The sequence below is a fragment of the Kitasatospora sp. NEAU-69 genome (genome assembly GCF_057158765.1).
In genome coordinates, this window is the sequence record NZ_JBWXUE010000031.1 from 1 (window position 1) to 16,302 (window position 16,302).

The 16,302-nt window shown below is 70.8% G+C and carries 8 protein-coding genes; 2 read left to right on the forward strand and 6 right to left on the reverse strand.

Annotation, left to right across the window (positions count from 1 at the left end; all coding sequences use genetic code 11):
* Positions 1 to 56 precede the first annotated feature (56 nt).
* Positions 57 to 1,742, forward strand: coding sequence for an ISAzo13 family transposase (locus tag AC060L_RS29075; protein ID WP_483801924.1), 1,686 nt, complete (start codon positions 57 to 59; stop codon positions 1,740 to 1,742).
* 13 nt (positions 1,743 to 1,755) lie between these two features.
* Here AC060L_RS29075 and AC060L_RS29080 read toward each other — a convergent pair whose 3' ends face one another.
* The gene (locus AC060L_RS29080) at positions 1,756 to 2,421 is read right to left on the reverse strand and encodes a 4'-phosphopantetheinyl transferase family protein (protein WP_483802006.1); all 666 of its coding nucleotides are present in this window, start codon (positions 2,419 to 2,421) and stop codon (positions 1,756 to 1,758) included.
* Positions 2,422 to 2,576: 155 nt separating this feature from the next.
* Positions 2,577 to 3,017: an SRPBCC family protein gene (locus tag AC060L_RS29085; RefSeq protein WP_483801925.1), complete on the reverse strand. Its 441-nt coding sequence runs from the start codon at positions 3,015 to 3,017 to the stop codon at positions 2,577 to 2,579.
* 355 nt (positions 3,018 to 3,372) lie between these two features.
* Here AC060L_RS29085 and AC060L_RS29090 point away from each other — a divergent pair, with 355 nt between their 5' ends.
* Entirely contained in the window at positions 3,373 to 4,386 is a 1,014-nt protein-coding gene (locus tag AC060L_RS29090) for a DNA cytosine methyltransferase (RefSeq protein ID WP_483801926.1), read from the forward strand.
* 81 nt (positions 4,387 to 4,467) lie between these two features.
* Here the strand turns inward: AC060L_RS29090 and drmB are convergent, their stop codons facing one another.
* Genes drmB through AC060L_RS29110 form a run of 4 tightly spaced genes read right to left on the reverse strand, consistent with a single transcriptional unit; the run spans position 4,468 to position 16,269 of the window.
* Positions 4,468 to 6,333 carry a DrmB family protein gene (drmB, locus tag AC060L_RS29095; RefSeq protein WP_483801927.1) on the reverse strand — a complete coding sequence of 622 codons (1,866 nt, stop codon included), beginning with the start codon at positions 6,331 to 6,333 and terminating at the stop codon, positions 4,468 to 4,470.
* Entirely contained in the window at positions 6,330 to 9,593 is a 3,264-nt protein-coding gene (locus tag AC060L_RS29100) for a helicase-related protein (RefSeq protein WP_483801928.1), read from the reverse strand. The genes drmB and AC060L_RS29100 overlap by 4 nt, the downstream gene beginning before the upstream one ends.
* Positions 9,590 to 11,506, reverse strand: coding sequence for a UvrD-helicase domain-containing protein (locus tag AC060L_RS29105; protein WP_483801929.1), 1,917 nt, complete (start codon positions 11,504 to 11,506; stop codon positions 9,590 to 9,592). The genes AC060L_RS29100 and AC060L_RS29105 overlap by 4 nt, the downstream gene beginning before the upstream one ends.
* Positions 11,503 to 16,269 (reverse strand): DEAD/DEAH box helicase, encoded by a 4,767-nt coding sequence (locus AC060L_RS29110; RefSeq protein ID WP_483801930.1) that lies wholly within the window; start codon positions 16,267 to 16,269, stop codon positions 11,503 to 11,505. Before AC060L_RS29110 ends, AC060L_RS29105 begins: the two co-directional genes overlap by 4 nt.
* Positions 16,270 to 16,302: the final 33 nt, after the last annotated feature.

Here is a 16,302-nt window from a genome sequence, read left to right on the forward strand (position 1 = left end):
AAGGGCTTGCAGAGAAGTAACCCGTGGCTTCCGGTGTTCTGGCTCGTTGATGTGCTATGAGAACATCGCGGGAGCAGCAGGCTTTGCTGCAGGCCAAGTTCGAGGCGATCATGCCGCACCTGGACGAGCGGCAGCGGCGGTTGCTGCTGGGTGCGGAGGCCCGGTCGATCGGGCATGGCGGGATCAGGCACGTCGCCCGTGCCGCCGGGGTGCGTGAGGCGACCGTGTCCGCCGGGGTGGACGAGTTGGAGTCCGGCGAGCCGCCGCTGGGCCGGGTGCGGAGGCCGGGCGGCGGCCGCAAGCGCGCCGTCGACCTGGAACCCGCCCTGCGAACCGCACTGTTGGCGCTGGTCGAGCCCGACGAGCGCGGCGATCCGATGTCCCCGCTGCGCTGGACCACCAAGTCCACCCGCCACCTCGCCGACCGGCTCACCCGCCAGGGGTACCGGATCTCGGCGGACACGGTCGGGGACCTGCTGCGCGAGGAGGGCTTCAGCCTCCAGGGCAACGCCAAGACCATCGAGGGTCGCCAACATCCCGACCGGGACGGCCAGTTCCGCTACATCAACGAACAGGCCAAGGCTCACCAGGCGGGTGGCGACCCGGTGGTCAGCGTGGACACGAAGAAGAAAGAGCTCGTCGGCCCCTACAAGAACGGCGGCCGGGAGTGGGAGCGCGCAGGCCACCCGGTCGCGGTCTCCACCCATGACTTCCCCGACAAGGAACTGGGCAAGGCGATCCCGTACGGCATCTACGACTTGGCCGCGAACACCGGCTGGGTGAACGTGGGCACCGACCACGACACCGCCGCGTTCGCGGTCGAATCGATCAGGCGATGGTGGCGCGGCGCCGGGCACACCGCCTACCCCGGTGCCCGGCGCCTGCTGGTCACCGCGGACGCCGGCGGCTCCAACGGCTACCGCACCCGTGCCTGGAAGGCCGAACTCGCTGCCCTCGCCGTGGAGACCGGCCTGATCATCACTGTGTGTCATTTTCCGCCGGGTACATCTAAATGGAACAGGGTCGAACACCGGCTGTTCTCCCACATCACCATGAACTGGCGCGGCAGGCCCCTGAGCAGCCACGAGGTCATCGTGAACAGCATCGCCGCAACGACCACCCGCACCGGTCTGACCGTCCACGCCGAACTCGACACGGCCACCTACCCCACCGGTGTGACGGTCGGCGACCGGCAGATGGACGCCCTGCCCCTGGACCGCCACGACTGGCACGGCGAGTGGAACTACTCCCTGCGGCCCGAGGAATACGCCCAGGTCAGCGATGCCCCCGACCCGTTCGACCAACCCAGCCCCGACCTCGCCTGGCTCTGCCACCCGATCCTGACCGGCCTACCCGCACCCGAGTGGGACGCCCTGATCACCACGCTCACGTCCCTCCACGACACCCAGCGCGAGGGCCAACTCGACAAGCGGCGCGGCCACCGGCCCCGCGTCAAGGGCGACGGCACCACCGGCCGGCGACCGGTTCTCACCCTGGCCGACCGCCTCCTGGCCGTTCTGCTCCACCAGCGGCTCGGTCTCCCGCAGGTCGCCGTGGCCCGGCTCTTCTGTGTCACACCCGAGACCGTCAACCGCCGCATCCGCGACGTCCGCAACCTCCTCCAGGCCGCAGGCCACACCATCGAGCCTGCCGGAGCCCAACTGTCCGACCTGGACGCCCTCTACAAGCTCGCCACGACCCAAGGCATCACTCTTCCGGCAGAGATCAAGACTGCGAGTTGATGATCTGCAAGCCCTAAGCGCCGGCTACTGCCACGGCGATCGCCGTGACCAGCAGATCCCGGCGGACCAGCCACCGGCCGTGGAAGCCGCCCAGCCGCACACCGTCCACGACCGGCCCGGGGACCAGCAGCCGCGCGGCGAACGTGCCGCCCGGGTCGATCTCGATCTCGGCCTCCTCGAAGTCGAGCCACCGGCCGGTCAGCGGGAACCACGCCTTGTACGTGCTCTCCTTCGCGCTGAACACCAGTCGGTCCCAGCTCACTTGGGGCTGACGGGCAGTCAGGGCGGCTATGGCCGAACGCTCTCCGGGGCCGGCGACCAGGTCCAGCACACCCCGGTTCGGCAACGGCCGGTTCGGCTCGGCGTCGAGACCGATCGCCGCGACCCGTCGCCCGTCCGCAACAGCGGCCGCCCGGTAGCCCGCACAGTGCGTCATGGCCCCGACGACACCGCGCGGCCAGCCGGGCGCCCCCCGGGCCCCCGGCAGGATCGGCGCCGGGGCCACTCCCAGCTCCGCGAGCGCCGTCCGGGCCAGCACGCGCACCGTGCGGAACTCCCGCCGGCGCTCCGGCGCCGCCCGAGCGATCACCGCCTCCTCCTCGGGGAACGCGGAACGCCCGGGCGGATCCTCGAAGGCCTCGGCCACCGAAACGGCCGGGGGCAGCAGCTCGCCGATCATCCGCGCCCGCCCGCCGCGCTGTCGCGCGGCAGCATCTGCGCCACAGTCTTCGTCTTCGCGGCTCATGATCACCCCACCTGCCAGTCGCCATCCATGGTGGGCCGCCGCGCTTAAGAGCGGCTAAGGCACCTGGCGGGCGCTACCGGGGAGCGCCGCTACGGAGCGAGCAGCCCGTCGAGGACCCGGCCGAACATCCGTCGCCCGGCCGCCGCGAGCACACGGTCGCCCGCGCGCGGCACCCACCGGCAGAACACCTCCTCGTCCCAGGTGATCCGGCTGTGCGGCCCGTCCGGCCGAACCGTGATCTCCGCCCAGCCGCGCACCACCGTCCCGCGCTTCTCCAGCCGGCAGCGCCCCACCCCCTGCGGCCCGAGGTCCGGTGGCTGCCACAGCACGATCTCCATCGGATCGTCGAACCCCAGACCGAACACGGCAGTTCGAGCCACCAGCCGCCCGCCCACCCCGTCCGGCGAGCCGGCAGCCACCCGCAACCGGGTGAGCGGGACATACGCGGAGTGCCGCGGCCAGTCGGTCAACCGGCGCCAGCTCTCACTCGCCGGCAACCGCGTGCTGCGGGACAACTCGAACCTGGCCATATCCCCTCAGGCTACGGGCCGCTGCCGCCAGGCGGCCGCTTGGCGCGGCAGCGTCACGCGTGTGGCGCAGCCGCGTACTTGGAGAGGTCGAAGGTGAGCTGCGGGTAGCCGCTCGGGAGAGCCGCGAGGCAGTCCGCGTCGACGGCTTCCACTTCATCGAGGTCGAATACAATCGCACCGAACTCCGCAAGTCCCCCGGATTCGGGTGCCTCACCCAGCTCGGAACCCGGGCCGGATGGCAACAGGGCTTCACCACCGCAGCGTAAGAACCCGCTGTCCAGGGCAGGGGGAACTGCGGGTCGAGGAGCCGCCCGACGAAGGCATGTTCCCGACCCGACTGGCACGATTGGTGGTCATGGAAGAGTCCCGCCTCGAACGCCTCAGCTGTCTTGCCGTGTGTGCCGGTGCAGGAGGCCTCGCGCTCGGATTGGAGCAGGCCGGCTTCGATCCCGTGCTGCTCCTGGACAACCGTCCCGTGGCCTGTGAGACGTTGCGGTTGAACCGACCGGGTTGGAACGTCCTGGAGACCGACCTTCTCGACTTCGATCCGGAGGAGCATCAGGAGGCCTACGATGTGGACCTCCTCGCGGCCGGCCTCCCGCGCGTGAAAGCGAATGCCGCAAGGACACGCGAGGACAGCGCCGAGGAACTCCGCCTGCTCGAAGCGACCGTCATGCTCATGCACGGCGTGCAGCCGCGAGCCCTGCTCGTCGAGAACCTCGCCGAGCTGGCCGCCAAACCCGCGTACGAGCCCATTCGTTCGGAGATCGAGGCCGAGCTCGAGCACCTCGGCTACCGCCATCGTTGGTTCGTCGTCAACGCGATGGAGCACGGGGTGCCCCAGGATCGCAAGCAAGGGATCCTGGTGGCACTCAAGGGGGGTGCCATCTACGACTTCGTCCCCCCGGAGCCCGACAGCGGGCCGCCGCTGACGGTGGGTGAGGCGTTGGGTCTTTCGATGGCAGGCCGGGGCTGGCCGTACGCCGCTGCCTGGGCCGCACAGGCCGATCGGGTCGCACCCACCCTGGTCGGGGGCTCCTGGAACCGGGGCGGGCCGGACCTGGGGATGTCCGGATCGAAGCGTTCCTGGGCTCGGATGCGGGTCAACGGCGCCTCCGTTGCCAACGAGGTTCCCGGGCCCGAGGACTCCTGGGACCCGTCACCGGAGGGCACGGACATGGTGAAGCTGACCGTGGAACAGGCGGCGCGCCTGCAGGGCTTCCCCGACGACTGGTCCTTCGCCGGCGCCAAGACTCTTCGTTATCGCCAGGTGGGCCACGCGACGCCGCCCCCGGTGGGGCGGGTCCTCGGGCTCGCGATCCGCGCCGCTCTGGGTCATCCCGCCCCGGCGCCACCGAGCGACCGGTGAGGTGAGCAGAGCGGCGCGCACCGCTTGGCGCCGGGCGGGACGGCACGGCCTGTGGTCCCGCCCGGCGTCACCGCTCGGGGCTCAGTGGGTGAGCAGGCGCGAGAAGAAGCCGATCGACGGGTCCTCGGGCGTGCCGACGAGCAGAGCCCGGTCGAGCAGGCTGTTGTTGTGCTCGCAACTGGTCTCCGGGAGCATCACGCAGGCGTGGCAGGCGGCCAGGTTGGTGCCGCCCGCACCGGAGACCTCGGTCTCGATGCAGAGCGGGTCGGCGGAGCACCACTCGGCACGGTGGACGGCCGAGTGCACGGACCGGGCGAGCCGGTCGATCTCGCCCTGGGCGACCAGCCCGCCGAGACTCCCGGCCGAGTCACTGGTGGCGGTGTAGATCAGCACCCCGGCCATCTCGTCGCCCGAGTAGACCCGTTCGCGCAGCGATGCGGCGGGGTAGCCCGAGTCCAGACTCCACTCGTTGATCATGACGTGCGCGAAGGTGTGCAGCAGCGTCATGCGGGGGTCGACAGGTGAGACCGGGACTCGGGTCGGGTCGGAGGCCCTCTCGGAGAGGACCTGCAGGTGGCGGTGCCGCATCCTGGCCACGCGGGCCGCGACGGCGGGCAGTTCGGCCCAGGCGTCGACCTTCTCCTCGTCGAAGCGGAGGAACACCCCCTCGCCGTGCACTTCCATGGCGGGAAGCCAGTCGGTGGGTGTGAGGGACAACTGCGCCTCGTGGCCCTCGGGGGAGGTCTCGGGATCGATGGCCCGGGTGAAGGCCTTGAGGGCACGGACCTCACGGAGCTTCTTCACCAGCATCGGGGTGACCAGGCCCAAGCCGGCCAGGGGCTTCCGGTCGCCGATCGGCGGCTCGCAGACGAACTGCTGGGTGTGTCGGCCGGACTCTTCCGGGTTCCCGGCGCAAAGGCGTTGGTACTCGACGTCGCGCAGGGCACGGTAGCGCTGCTCCTGGTCGCGGTCGGGGACGTCCTCTCCGGAGAGGTCCTCGGCCTCCATCGCGGCGACCAGGTCCAAAGCTTCCTGGGCGCTCACGGGGGAGGGCTCCCCGTCGAAGATGTGCTTCAGGTGGATCTCCATCTCGACGAGGCTGGTGCAGCCGCGGAGCTTGTCCCAGTGCTTGTCCAGGGCGTTCACCCGGGTATCGCTCCACGGCGGGATGGACAGGGCGGAGCGGAGCACCGGCTGCCAGACGGAGGAGGAACCGCGCTGGAGGGTACGGGGTGTCAGGGAACAGGAAGCCTTGGGTGCGTCCTTCAGCCACGGCCGCTCTCCCCCGCAGCCGATGCTCAGCTCCCTCAGTGCGCCGGCCCGGAAGGAGCCCTCCATGGACACGTCGGGCACGCCGCAGGAACAGGAGAGCACCACCGAACGGAGCGAGGAGGTGCGGCCCGATGACCTGAGGCTCATCCGACCCCCGCAGCCGGCGACCATGCCCTCTCCACGCAGCCGTCGGTGCAGCCACCCCCAGTACGGGAAGTCGGAGATGTGTCCGTCCTCGCAGGCGACCACGAAACGGGAGGGGACCAGTGGCTCGCCGCACTCGCCGCACTCGTTGCGTCCGGGGGGACTGTTGAACTTCCTTACGTGGTCCAGGGCGTGGCACTCGGGGCAATGGTGCCAGAGCGGGAATCGGCGCACCCGGATGCCGTCCCGACTGTCGTCGCCGGACGCAGGGGGGAGCCGGAAGTGCCGCACACCCAGTACCCGGGCGAGGCGGGGCTCGCGGATCACCGGTGCCTCGTCTCGGGGCCACTGCTCCGCGGCGCCGTCGATGCCCGCGACGATGAAGGACTCCTGGTCGACGGCGATCAGCGACCCCACGCCGTAGGTGGTGATGGCCTGGGCCCGGCGAACCGCACCGCGGCGGGGCAGGTTGCGGGCCGGTGCGGCGGAACCGTCGGCGCCGCGCCGGCGCCGGGACGGGGGTGGGGTCATCGGGATGCCTCCATGAACAGGGCGGACTCGGCGTCGACGTCGCGCAGGGACCACAAGGTCTCCCACGCCTCGACGTCCTCCAGGGCGTCGTTGTAGGGCTTGAGCAGCGAGGGGACGGAGCGGCCGCGCTTCGGTTCGTAGTACAGACCGCCGTGCGCCTCGGCCTCGTCGTACCACCAGTCCACGAACTCGTCGAAGGCTGCGCCGACGTGGGCGATCTCCGCCGCCGCGGTCTCTTCCGGGGAGACGCTCCCGACCCGTTCGAGGATCAGCGGACGGATCGTCTTCCGCAGCTCGTCCCGGAAGAGGTGGATCGCCCCGGCGTCCTCGTCCCTGCGGGCCGCGGGGATCGTGAGGCGGGCCAGGGCGACGATCACCGCGTGCAGACCGCGGTCGCGGGCACGGGCCGAGAAGGGTGTCACCGAGGTGGACTCGACCTCGCGGTAGAGCGCGGAGTGGAAGTGCTGGAAGTTCTCGTAGTGCGAACGGTCGCGGGAGCGGCCCGCGTTGAGCATCACCGCGACCAGACCGGGGTGGGCGCGGCCCACCCGGCTGGTGGCTTGGATGTATTCGGCGGTGGTCTGGGGCTGGCCCATGACGGCCATCAGGCCGAGGCGGTCGACGTCCACACCGACGGCGATCATGTTCGTGGCGAGGAGCACGTCCACCGTGTCACCGTCCGTCAACCTGCGCTCGATCTGCTTCAGGCGGGCCGGGATCTCACTGGCGTCGACCCGGCTGGTCAGCTCGGAGTGGTTGCCGACGGAGCGAGGCTCGCACCCGTCGCGATCGGCGAGGTGCTCCAGATAGGCCGCAACGTCGTCATGGACCTGGAGTTCGGCGGCGGACAGCAGACGCAGGCTGTTGAAGTAGCCGACCAGCGTCCAGTACGCGTCACGCACCTCGTCCGTCGTGCCGGCACGCATCGCCTGGTGGAGCAGCGTGGCATAGGTACGGATCAACAGGGTGGACTGACTGGTGCCTGGGGCGAGCAGACCCACATAGCGGCGGGAGGCCTTCTCGCCCGCGGGGGTCTCCACAGCGAACCAGGAATCGCGTGCGTCCAGACCGGCGGGCGGGAACTGCCGTACCTCGCGGGAGAACAGGGCCCTGCCTTGGTCGGCGGCCCGTCGGATGGTTGCGGTGGAGGCGATGACCTTGGGACGGTCGGCGAGTACGTCGACGGCTGTCTCGTACAGGCCGGTCAGGGTGCCCAGCGGGCCGGAGATCAGGTGCAGCTCGTCCTGCACGATCAATTCCGGCGGAGGGGTGGAGTCCTGACGGTCCCGATTGAACAGGGCGGCCGTCTGCGCACGCCAGGGCATCGAGGCGAACTTGTCGACGGTGGCGATCACGAGGGTGGGCCGGGCCGCATACACGGCCTGGTCGACCAGGTGCACGGGCAGCCCGTCGGAGAACTCGCAGTTCGTGCCCGGGCAGCGCACGTCCATCCGCTGGGCCTCCTCGTCCACCGAGTAGTGGTGGGCGTCGAGGGCGGTGCCGCACCACGGACAGGCGTGCAGTTGGACGGGGTTCTCCGTCTGGAGCACCCGGCCGGCGCGGGCGGCGTCGAGCTGTCGGGAGGCCACGTCCAGCTTGTTCGGCGTGGCGGAGCGGCCCACCCACATGCCGATGGAGATCTCCTCGTGGCCCAGTTCCTCGCGGTTCTCCAGGCGCAGCCGTTCCATGGCACAGATCAGGATCGCGGCACGCTCGAACTGTTGCAGGGTGAGGAGGCGCAGGGTGTAGCGCATCAGCACGGTTACCCCACCGCCGGCCGACCCGAGCCGCTTCCGGCGAAGGAAGGTGGTCAGCGCGATCAGACCCAGGTACGCCTCGGTCTTGCCACCGCCGGTGGGGAACCACAGCAGGTCGGACACGTCCCGGTCGGAGTGGTTCGGGTCGTCCACTCCGGCCAGGCACAGCAGGATGAAGGCGATCTGGAACGGGCGCCAGCGCGCGGAGGCCGGGTCCGGTTCTCCGGTGCGGCCGTTCTTGACCCAGGCGGCCCGGGCCCGCTGGGTCGCCATCGCCCGGTTGGCCAGACGGAACGCCCACATCAGGTCGGGCTTGTCGCGCAGCAGCGCAATGCCCTCGCGGATCCGGTCCAAGGCCTCGCCGCAGGAGCGGACCTGGTCGGCCGCGGCCTGCTCGTACGAGGTGCCGGAGAGCGCGGCGGCCTCGTCCTGCTTCCGCGCGATCCATCGTTCGTAGCCCGCGGCCAGCCTTTCCAGAGCGGCGACGATCTCGGCGTCCTCGGCCTCGGCGAGGCCGAGCATGGTGAGGGCCTCGGCGTCGATCGTCGGATTGGAGTCGGTGAGCAGCACCTCGTGGGTGGGCACGAACTCGGTGCGCACCTCGGCCACGCCCGCCCGCACCACGTCGGTGAGGCCGATCGGGGGCGGGGTCCAGTCCCATACCGCCGCGCAGCCGTGGCCCGCGGCAAAGGTGGGGGCGTGCCTGTACAGCAGTCGGCTGGTGTCCAGCTCGGGATCGACGGCGGACAGGGCGGTCGGGCGTTCCACGAAGGCGCTCGACCCATTGCCGGCGCGGACCGTCAGCCCGGTCTGGAAGAGGGCGAAGGCGTCCTGGAGTTCCCGCTCACTGACCCTCTGGATGTTGACCAGGGTGACCGTGACGGTGACCGTACCGGTGTCGGGCGACGGTCGGCGGACGTGCACCTCCAGTCGGGCCGTGCCGTCGATCAGGTCGTGGGAGGCACCGCGGCCCGGGTACGTGACATCGACCCTGGTGTCCGGCAGGTCCAGCTCCACCCGACGCCAGTGCTCCCGCTGGTCGGCGGTGGTGCGGGCCTCGCTGCGGCGGGCCGAGACCTTGCGTCCGTGGGCGTCCTCGGGTTCGTAGACGGCGGCGCGGGCCGAGACGACGATCTCCCGGCACACCTCGAGGTCGACGGCGAAGGTCAGACCGACGGAGGACGGGCGGCGGCCGCCCGGGGCGGGGCGCTCGGCGGCCGCCCCGGACTCGTCGAGGCCTTCGGCCCTGGTCACGGGCTCCTCGTCCAGGCCGTCCTGTTCGGCGACGTCCTCCCGGAGACGACGGCCGGCCTCGGTGTCCGCCGGGCGGGGGTAGAGCACCCCGGCGAGGTAGCGGGTGATCGGGGCGTCCTGGTCCAGGACCTCGGCGCGGTCCTCGGCGGAGGCCTCGACGTCAGGGCCGAGCAGCTCTCGGCGGAGCCGGGCCACCAAGTCCTCACGGACCTCGTAGTGCCCGGCGTGCCGTCCTGCGTGGATGGTCATTCCTGCTCCTCCTCGGTTCCGGCGGCGCGCCGGAACCGTCCGATTCCACTGATGCGTGGGGCGATCCACACCCCTCGGTCGCCCAGGCCCGCGTTGGTTCCGGCGGCCCGGCTGCCCGCGATCGATTCCAGGCAAGCGATCCGCAGCCCGGTGATCTCCTCGGGCCAGCGGATCTCCCAGGCCGTGCCGACCTTCAGGACGGAGTGCAATTGGCTCCTGAAGGCCTCGGAGGCGTCGCCGATCTCCCGTTCTCCGTGCAGCAGTACGTACCGGGGGCTCTGCTCGGGGCCTGCGGGGAGGGTGTCGCGCAGCCGGAACGTCACCGCGTCCCCGGGCCGCACCCGCTCCAGGAGGTATGCCTGGGCCGCGGTGGCGTCGATCGAGGCGTCGGCGGGTTCCAACGTGTCCACGTCGCCCGCCCGGACCTCGACGCCGTCGCGGCGCCATCTGTGGCGCGGGTTCGGGACTCCCCGGTACCAGCGGCCGGTCGGCTTGTGCCGGAGCACCGTCACCGTGTCGGGCGCGGCGATCCGGTACAGGTCCTCCCGCGCCCGGGTCATCGCCACGTATAGCGCGCGGGCCTCGGCGGGGACGTCGAGTTCGTCGGTGCGCCGGCGCAGCTCGGTCATGGTCGGCGGATCGAGAAGGACCACCCGGTCGAACTCCAGGCCCTTGGAGCGGTGCACCGTGGACACGACCAGGCGCGCGGGTTCCGGATCCGCCAGCTCGTCAGGGAACCGGCGTTCCGCCACCAGACGGCTCAGCCGCGCCATGTCGAGCGTGCCCCGACCGGCACCGCGTGCTGCCACCCGCAGGGAGCGCCACACGCGGTCGATGTCGGTCCCCTCGGGCAACGGAAATTCCGCGAGCAGCACGCGCAGCTGCTCCTCGGTGAGACTGGCGGCCTGACTGCGGCGAAGCACTTCGGCGACCCAGTACGGCACGGGCCGGTCCTGGAGCGAGCGCCGCAGGGCGTGCGGGACCCCGTGGGTGTGCAGGAGCTCCGAGATCACCAGGGCCTGCCGGTTGTCGCGGCACAGGATTGCACAGGTGCCGGGGTAGGACCGGAGCGAGTCCAGGGTGAAGCTGTCGGTGAGCGGGCCCAGGTCGGGGAGGTCGAGCAGCAGCTCGCGCAGTTCCCCGTGAAGACGCTCGGCTGCCGCGTCCGCGCCCTCGGCGGCGCTGCCGATGCCCTGGACGGCGGGGCCGAGTGCGAGCGCGGTGCGCGCCTCGGTGGTGACCGACCGGAAGTTCCGGGTCAGACGGAGCTCGACCAGGTCGTCGGCGTAGGAGATCCGCACCCAGCGGAGGAAGAGGTCGGCACGGTCGGCGTACTCCTCCGGGTCCTCGATCTGAAAGTCGTAGATCGCCTGGGCGGGGTCGCCGACCAGGGTGAACCCGCAGGAGCCGTGGAGCCGGTCGAGCAGCGACTCCACCATCTCCCGGCGTGCACCCACCAGATCCTGCACCTCGTCGATGATCACGTGCGCGGGCGGACCGGACTCCAGGGACTCGAGCGCGCCCTTCTCGATCGCCTCGGTGGCGGCCCGGATGCGTTCGCCGAAGGAGAGTGCCGACCACTCCCCGTCCGGGTACGCCTGCAGCAACAGCGAGTACGCCCACGAGTCGAAGGTCTGCACCCGTACCCGCCGCGCGTGCTCACCCTGCCGGGCGATCCGGTCCCGCAGCTCGCGGACCGCGGCACGGGAGAAGCTGAGGACCAGCAGTTCGGACGCCTCCAGCGCCTCGTCCGGGTCGGTGTGACCGATGAGCGCGTCCATGCGGCGCACGAGCGTGTGGGTCTTGCCCGTGCCCGCGCCCGCGATGACCAGGAGGCGAGTGTCCCATGGCTGGTCGACCACGGCCTGCTGTTCGGTCGTGAGGACGGGTCCGTCCACGGGGGAGAGTGTCACCGGGTGCTCCACAGGTGCTCGAAGCGGGTGAAAGCGAGGGCGGTGTCGAAGTTCCGGATGTTGTCTCGGACGTTGAGGATGAGGCAGGTGTCCTTGCCGCCGTTGCGGGGCCCACGCAGACCGCGTCCGATCATCTGCTGGTACACGTTCGGGCTGTAGACGGGTCGGGCCACGACCACCGCGCGGGTGGCCGGGGCATCGAAACCCTGGGTGAGGACGCCGTAGTTGGTGAGCACCCGCACCCTGCCGTCGCGGAACTCCCGGATCCGGGCCCGGCGGTCGTTGTCCGAGGTGGTGGAGTCCACCGACGATGCTGAGATCCCATGATCCTTCAGCCTTGCCGCCAGGTACTTGGCGTGCTCCACCGAGGTGGCGAACACCAGCACCGGCCAGGTCTCGTCCATCGCCGCGATCTCCGCGACGATGCGACGGCTGCGGTCGTGGTCGTCGGCCAACCGCTGTTCGGCAGCCTTGGACAGGAGGCTGAACTGTTCGGCGCTCTCTCGTTCCTGGCGGGACAACTCGATGGTGCCACCGGTCAGTTCCTTGTGTTCGACCCGCGCGAGAACACCGAGTTCCTGGAGGTGGCCGTAGGCGTCGCCGGAGGGGAAGACGCCCTCGTCCAGCCGACGAGTGCCGAACCTGTTGACCAGGCGGCGGGTCTCCTCCTCGTTGTGGCCACGGAACGGGGTGGCGGTGAGGCCGAGCAGGTGTCGTTCGGTCCGGTGCTGGGTCAGGCCGAGCAGGTTCAGGATCCCGGTGTAGCTCTGGCTGGTCGCCACGTGCGCCTCGTCCACCACGACCAGCGCTGCGTCCCGCAGCCAGGCGTACCGGTCGGTATCCAGGCATACCCGCAGCTTGGCGTCGGTGGCCACGACGAGCTGCGGCCCGTCGGTGACCGGTGCCGCCTCGTTCGTGGTCCACAGTCGGTTGATCGTCAGCCGCTCCTGTGCGCCCGCCCTGCTCCAGACGAACTGCCAGCTCTGCACGGCCTGCTCGCACAGCTCCTCGGTCTGGGCGATCCACAGGATGGGCCCCTTCAGCGCACCGGTCTGCTTGACCCAGCGGATGACCGCCTCGGCCGTGACACGCGTCTTGCCGGCGCCGGTGGGAAGAGACAGCATGGCACGCTGCGGGGCGATCCGGTCCAGCATCTCGAAGATGTTGAGGGCGAGCCGCTCCTGGTAGTCGTGCAGACGGGGGAAGTCCCGGGGTCCTTCGACGGTCAGGCTCTGCTCGAGGGCCGGCGCCCGGTAGCCGGCGAAGGGCGCGGGCAGGCCGAGTTCGGCGACGAAGGAGACCGCCGCCGAGCCGCCGGTGTAGGACGACGGCGCGTTCGGGAAGCGTTCCTGGACGTCACGGACGTGGACCTTGAGCACGGTGTCGCCATGCGCGTTGAAGGCCAACTGGGCGATCCGGCGGCCGGTGGGCTCCTGCCCGTCCAGTTCCTGACGCTCGGCGTCCATCAGCCCGGCGGGGAGCCGGTCGCGCAGGGCCTCCGCGCCGATCAGCAGCTCCAGCTTGGCCGTCACGTCCTTTGCCTCGCGAATCGCCTTCAGCGCGGACCGCACCTGCTCGTCCTGTTCCTGGCGCTCCTGGGCGTCCAGGACCGCCCGACAACCGGCCTCCCCCATCCGCAGGCCCAGCTCACGGTCGACGGCCCGGAGCGTGCCGAGCCGGTCCAGCGAGTCGAGGACCTTGATCACGTTGCCCTGGCGGGCGCTCTCCAGGGACTTCGCCCGCGCGCCGTGGGGGGTGCGGACGACCTCCTCCAGCGTGGAGCAGCGCAACAGGGAGTACGTGCCGACCGAGGCGCCCATCTTCTGGCGCAGCGTCGGGAACTCCTCGACCAGCGGGACCGGTTCCACGGTCGACTCGTGTCGGCTCTCACGGCTCACGACGTCGTCGTGGCGCAGCATGCCCCACCGCTCGACCATGAGTTCGGCGGACTCCGGGTCCGGCATCAACAGCGCCGGCACCCGCTCGGCCTGCAGCGAGCGGTACTCCTCCTGGCTCGCGGCGACGGCGATCTCGCCGTCGGCCCGGGTGCCCCAGGTGTCGCCGATCCGGCAGCGGGTCAGCGAGTCCTCGGGGAAGGGGATCTCCAGCCGGGTCAGCAGGGCGTACGTGGAGCCGACGAACGTGTCCTCCTCGCTCTTCTGCAGCTTCTCCAGAAGCTGCTCCCACTGCTGCGGGCGGACCTTCTCGACGCTGTCCGCGAGTCCCAACTTGCGGGCCTTCTCGTCGCTGATCGATGCCACCGGAAGCACGTCGCGGTATCCGTCGAGCTGCGGCCCCACGGCCTCCTTGAGGGACTTGAGGCCCTGCGAGGTCGCGACCCGACCGTGCCGGCCGAGCATCCAGCGGATCGGGGAGATCACCGCACGGCGGGTGCCGGCCTGGGCCCCGATCTGCAGCGTCCAGTTCGTGATCAGCGCGTCCTCGGAGAGTGCCTGGAGGAAGGCCGCGCGGGCCTCCTCCGAGAGCCGGGGCAGCAGGTGCAGCGGCCCACCGACGGGAGAACCGTCGATCCTGGTCCTGGCCAGGGGCGGCCGGCTCGCCCGGCCGTCGAGCGTGCGGCAGTAGGCCGCGTGCACGGCTTCGCGGTACTCGTCGAACCAGGGTTCCGGTTCGACCTTGTGCCCGGGCGTCGGACGGTCCCGCAGGCCCAACTCTCGGAAGAAAGCGACGTCGTCGGCGTGGAACCGCATGTCCACCGCAACCTCGGGGTCGCTCTCCGCGCTGACGACGACGCCGGGCAGCATGCAGTCGCGCATGAGGTGGAAGCGGTCGTCCGCCGTTCGCACCATCAGGGTGTCCGCCGGCGTCGGGACCCGGTTGGTCACCTCGTGGCCCACCACCGACGCGCCCGCCCGGTGGAACAGCTCCCAGAACCGGGTCCACTCCGGCGGCCCGTACGAGCCGAAGCCCTGGTCGAGGACGCTCACGAAGCGCCCCCGGACGTCGGCTTCCTGGATGCCGAGCGTGGTGAGGGCGGCGGAGAGCGACGGGTCGTCGGACAGTGCGCGGTCGACGTAGACCAGCGACTCCGGCAGACCGTCCTCCTCGGTGCGGCGGTACACCACGCTGCCCAGCGGGGCGACCAGCCCGTGCTCCTCGGTGAGCACGATCCTGGCCCTGCGGGCCTCGGCGGCGCAGGAGGCGTTCGAGCCGATCATGTCGGCGACGATCCGGATGGCGGCTGCCGAAGCGGCCGCCGAGCCGTCGGAGACCAGCGCCTCCAGCCACTCGACGATCGAGGCCCGCTGCCGGCCGGCGGCGCTCAGGATGTGCTGGACCTTGCCCGACCGCAGGTCGGTGGCCTCCACCGAGGGGTGCACCCAGTTACGGGGACGGCCGGTGTACGAGTGCCACGCCTGCAGCCAGCGGTTAACTGCAGCACTGTCCTTGCCCAGATCCGGGTGGATGTTCAGGTCGCCGGGCGTATGCAGGACGCCGTTCTGGTCCGGCAGCGACGGGCGCATCGCGGTGGTGGACCAGATCTGCTCGGTGAGCAGACGGTCGGCCCAACTGATCGTCTCCACGCCCTTGGCGCGACCGGGCAACAGCGGGAGGTACGCGCCGGGATCCTCCGGCGGCGCCAGCTCGGGCAGCGACTCGACCACCAGGCGGGCCGCGACCTGGATCATCTCGACGTTGAACGGCGAGGAGTCCAGCAGGTTCTGACGGTCCTCGTTGGTCTTCCAGGCTCCGTTCAGGATGCCGCTCAGGGTCATCTCGTACTTGGTCGGGAAGAAGGACCAGAACCGGCCGCGCCCCCGGGCCTCGACGGCGCCGAGCAGACCGGTGCGCTCGTCCGCGCGGTAGGCCGGAACCGCCCAGGCCACATCGATGGACACGCGGTCGTGCAGCTCGCCGGCGTCGCTGCGGGCGGCCTCGGTCGGCTCGTGGGTGTGCGTGAAGACCCGCCACTGCGAGGCGGCCGGCGGCCGGCCGACGCGCTCTTCGTGAACCGTGTGGAGGCTGCCCTCCCGCTCGGAGCGCAGTGCGCGGCGCGTGATCGGGCGGGGCCGACGGTCCTCCAGGACCACCTGGCCCACGTGCGGGGAGAAGAGGTGGAAGCCGGACGGGAACTCCTCGCGAGTGTCGTGACCGGCGACGCCCTGGTGCCCGTGCATGTCCTTGCCCAGGCGGTCGGCGGCGCCGAGCAGCAACGGCAGGCGGACCACCGTGGTGGCCCACTCGAGGAGTTCGTCCAGCACCTGGTCCCGGAGGCGTTCGGCCGCCATGTCCAGCTCGCGAGCCATCCGCAGCACGGGCGCCTCGAAGGCATCGCCGAGCTGATTGCGCACGCCGGGGACGTTGCGGATCAGCTCGTACGACCAGGCTCGGTCGAAACCGAAGCTGCCCTCGCGGCTGAAGAATTCGGGTGCGTCCGTCACCACCAGGACGGACTTCACCCCGACGCCGAACCGGCCGATCTGCCCGCCGCGCTTACGGGACATGCTCATGCGCAGGATGGTCTCCGCGCCCTCGGGCGTCACCGGATCGCCCTGGTTGGCGCAGTACAGATGGGTGCCGGTGAGAACCACGTGGATCCGGCCGCCGGGCTCGTTGCGCAGCTCGTCGGCCGCGTTCTGGACGAGCTCGAAGAGCTGGCGGTCGCCGTACCCGCCCTGGGTGATGCGGCGTTCGCCGTTGGCGTGTTCGGGGATGAGGCCCGGGTCGATTCCATACGTCTCCAGGACGCGGCGGGACTGTTCGACGACGGTGCGGATCACGGGGGACTGCGGATCGGCCACGAATGGTTCCACTTCGGGTGCGGGACGGAGAGC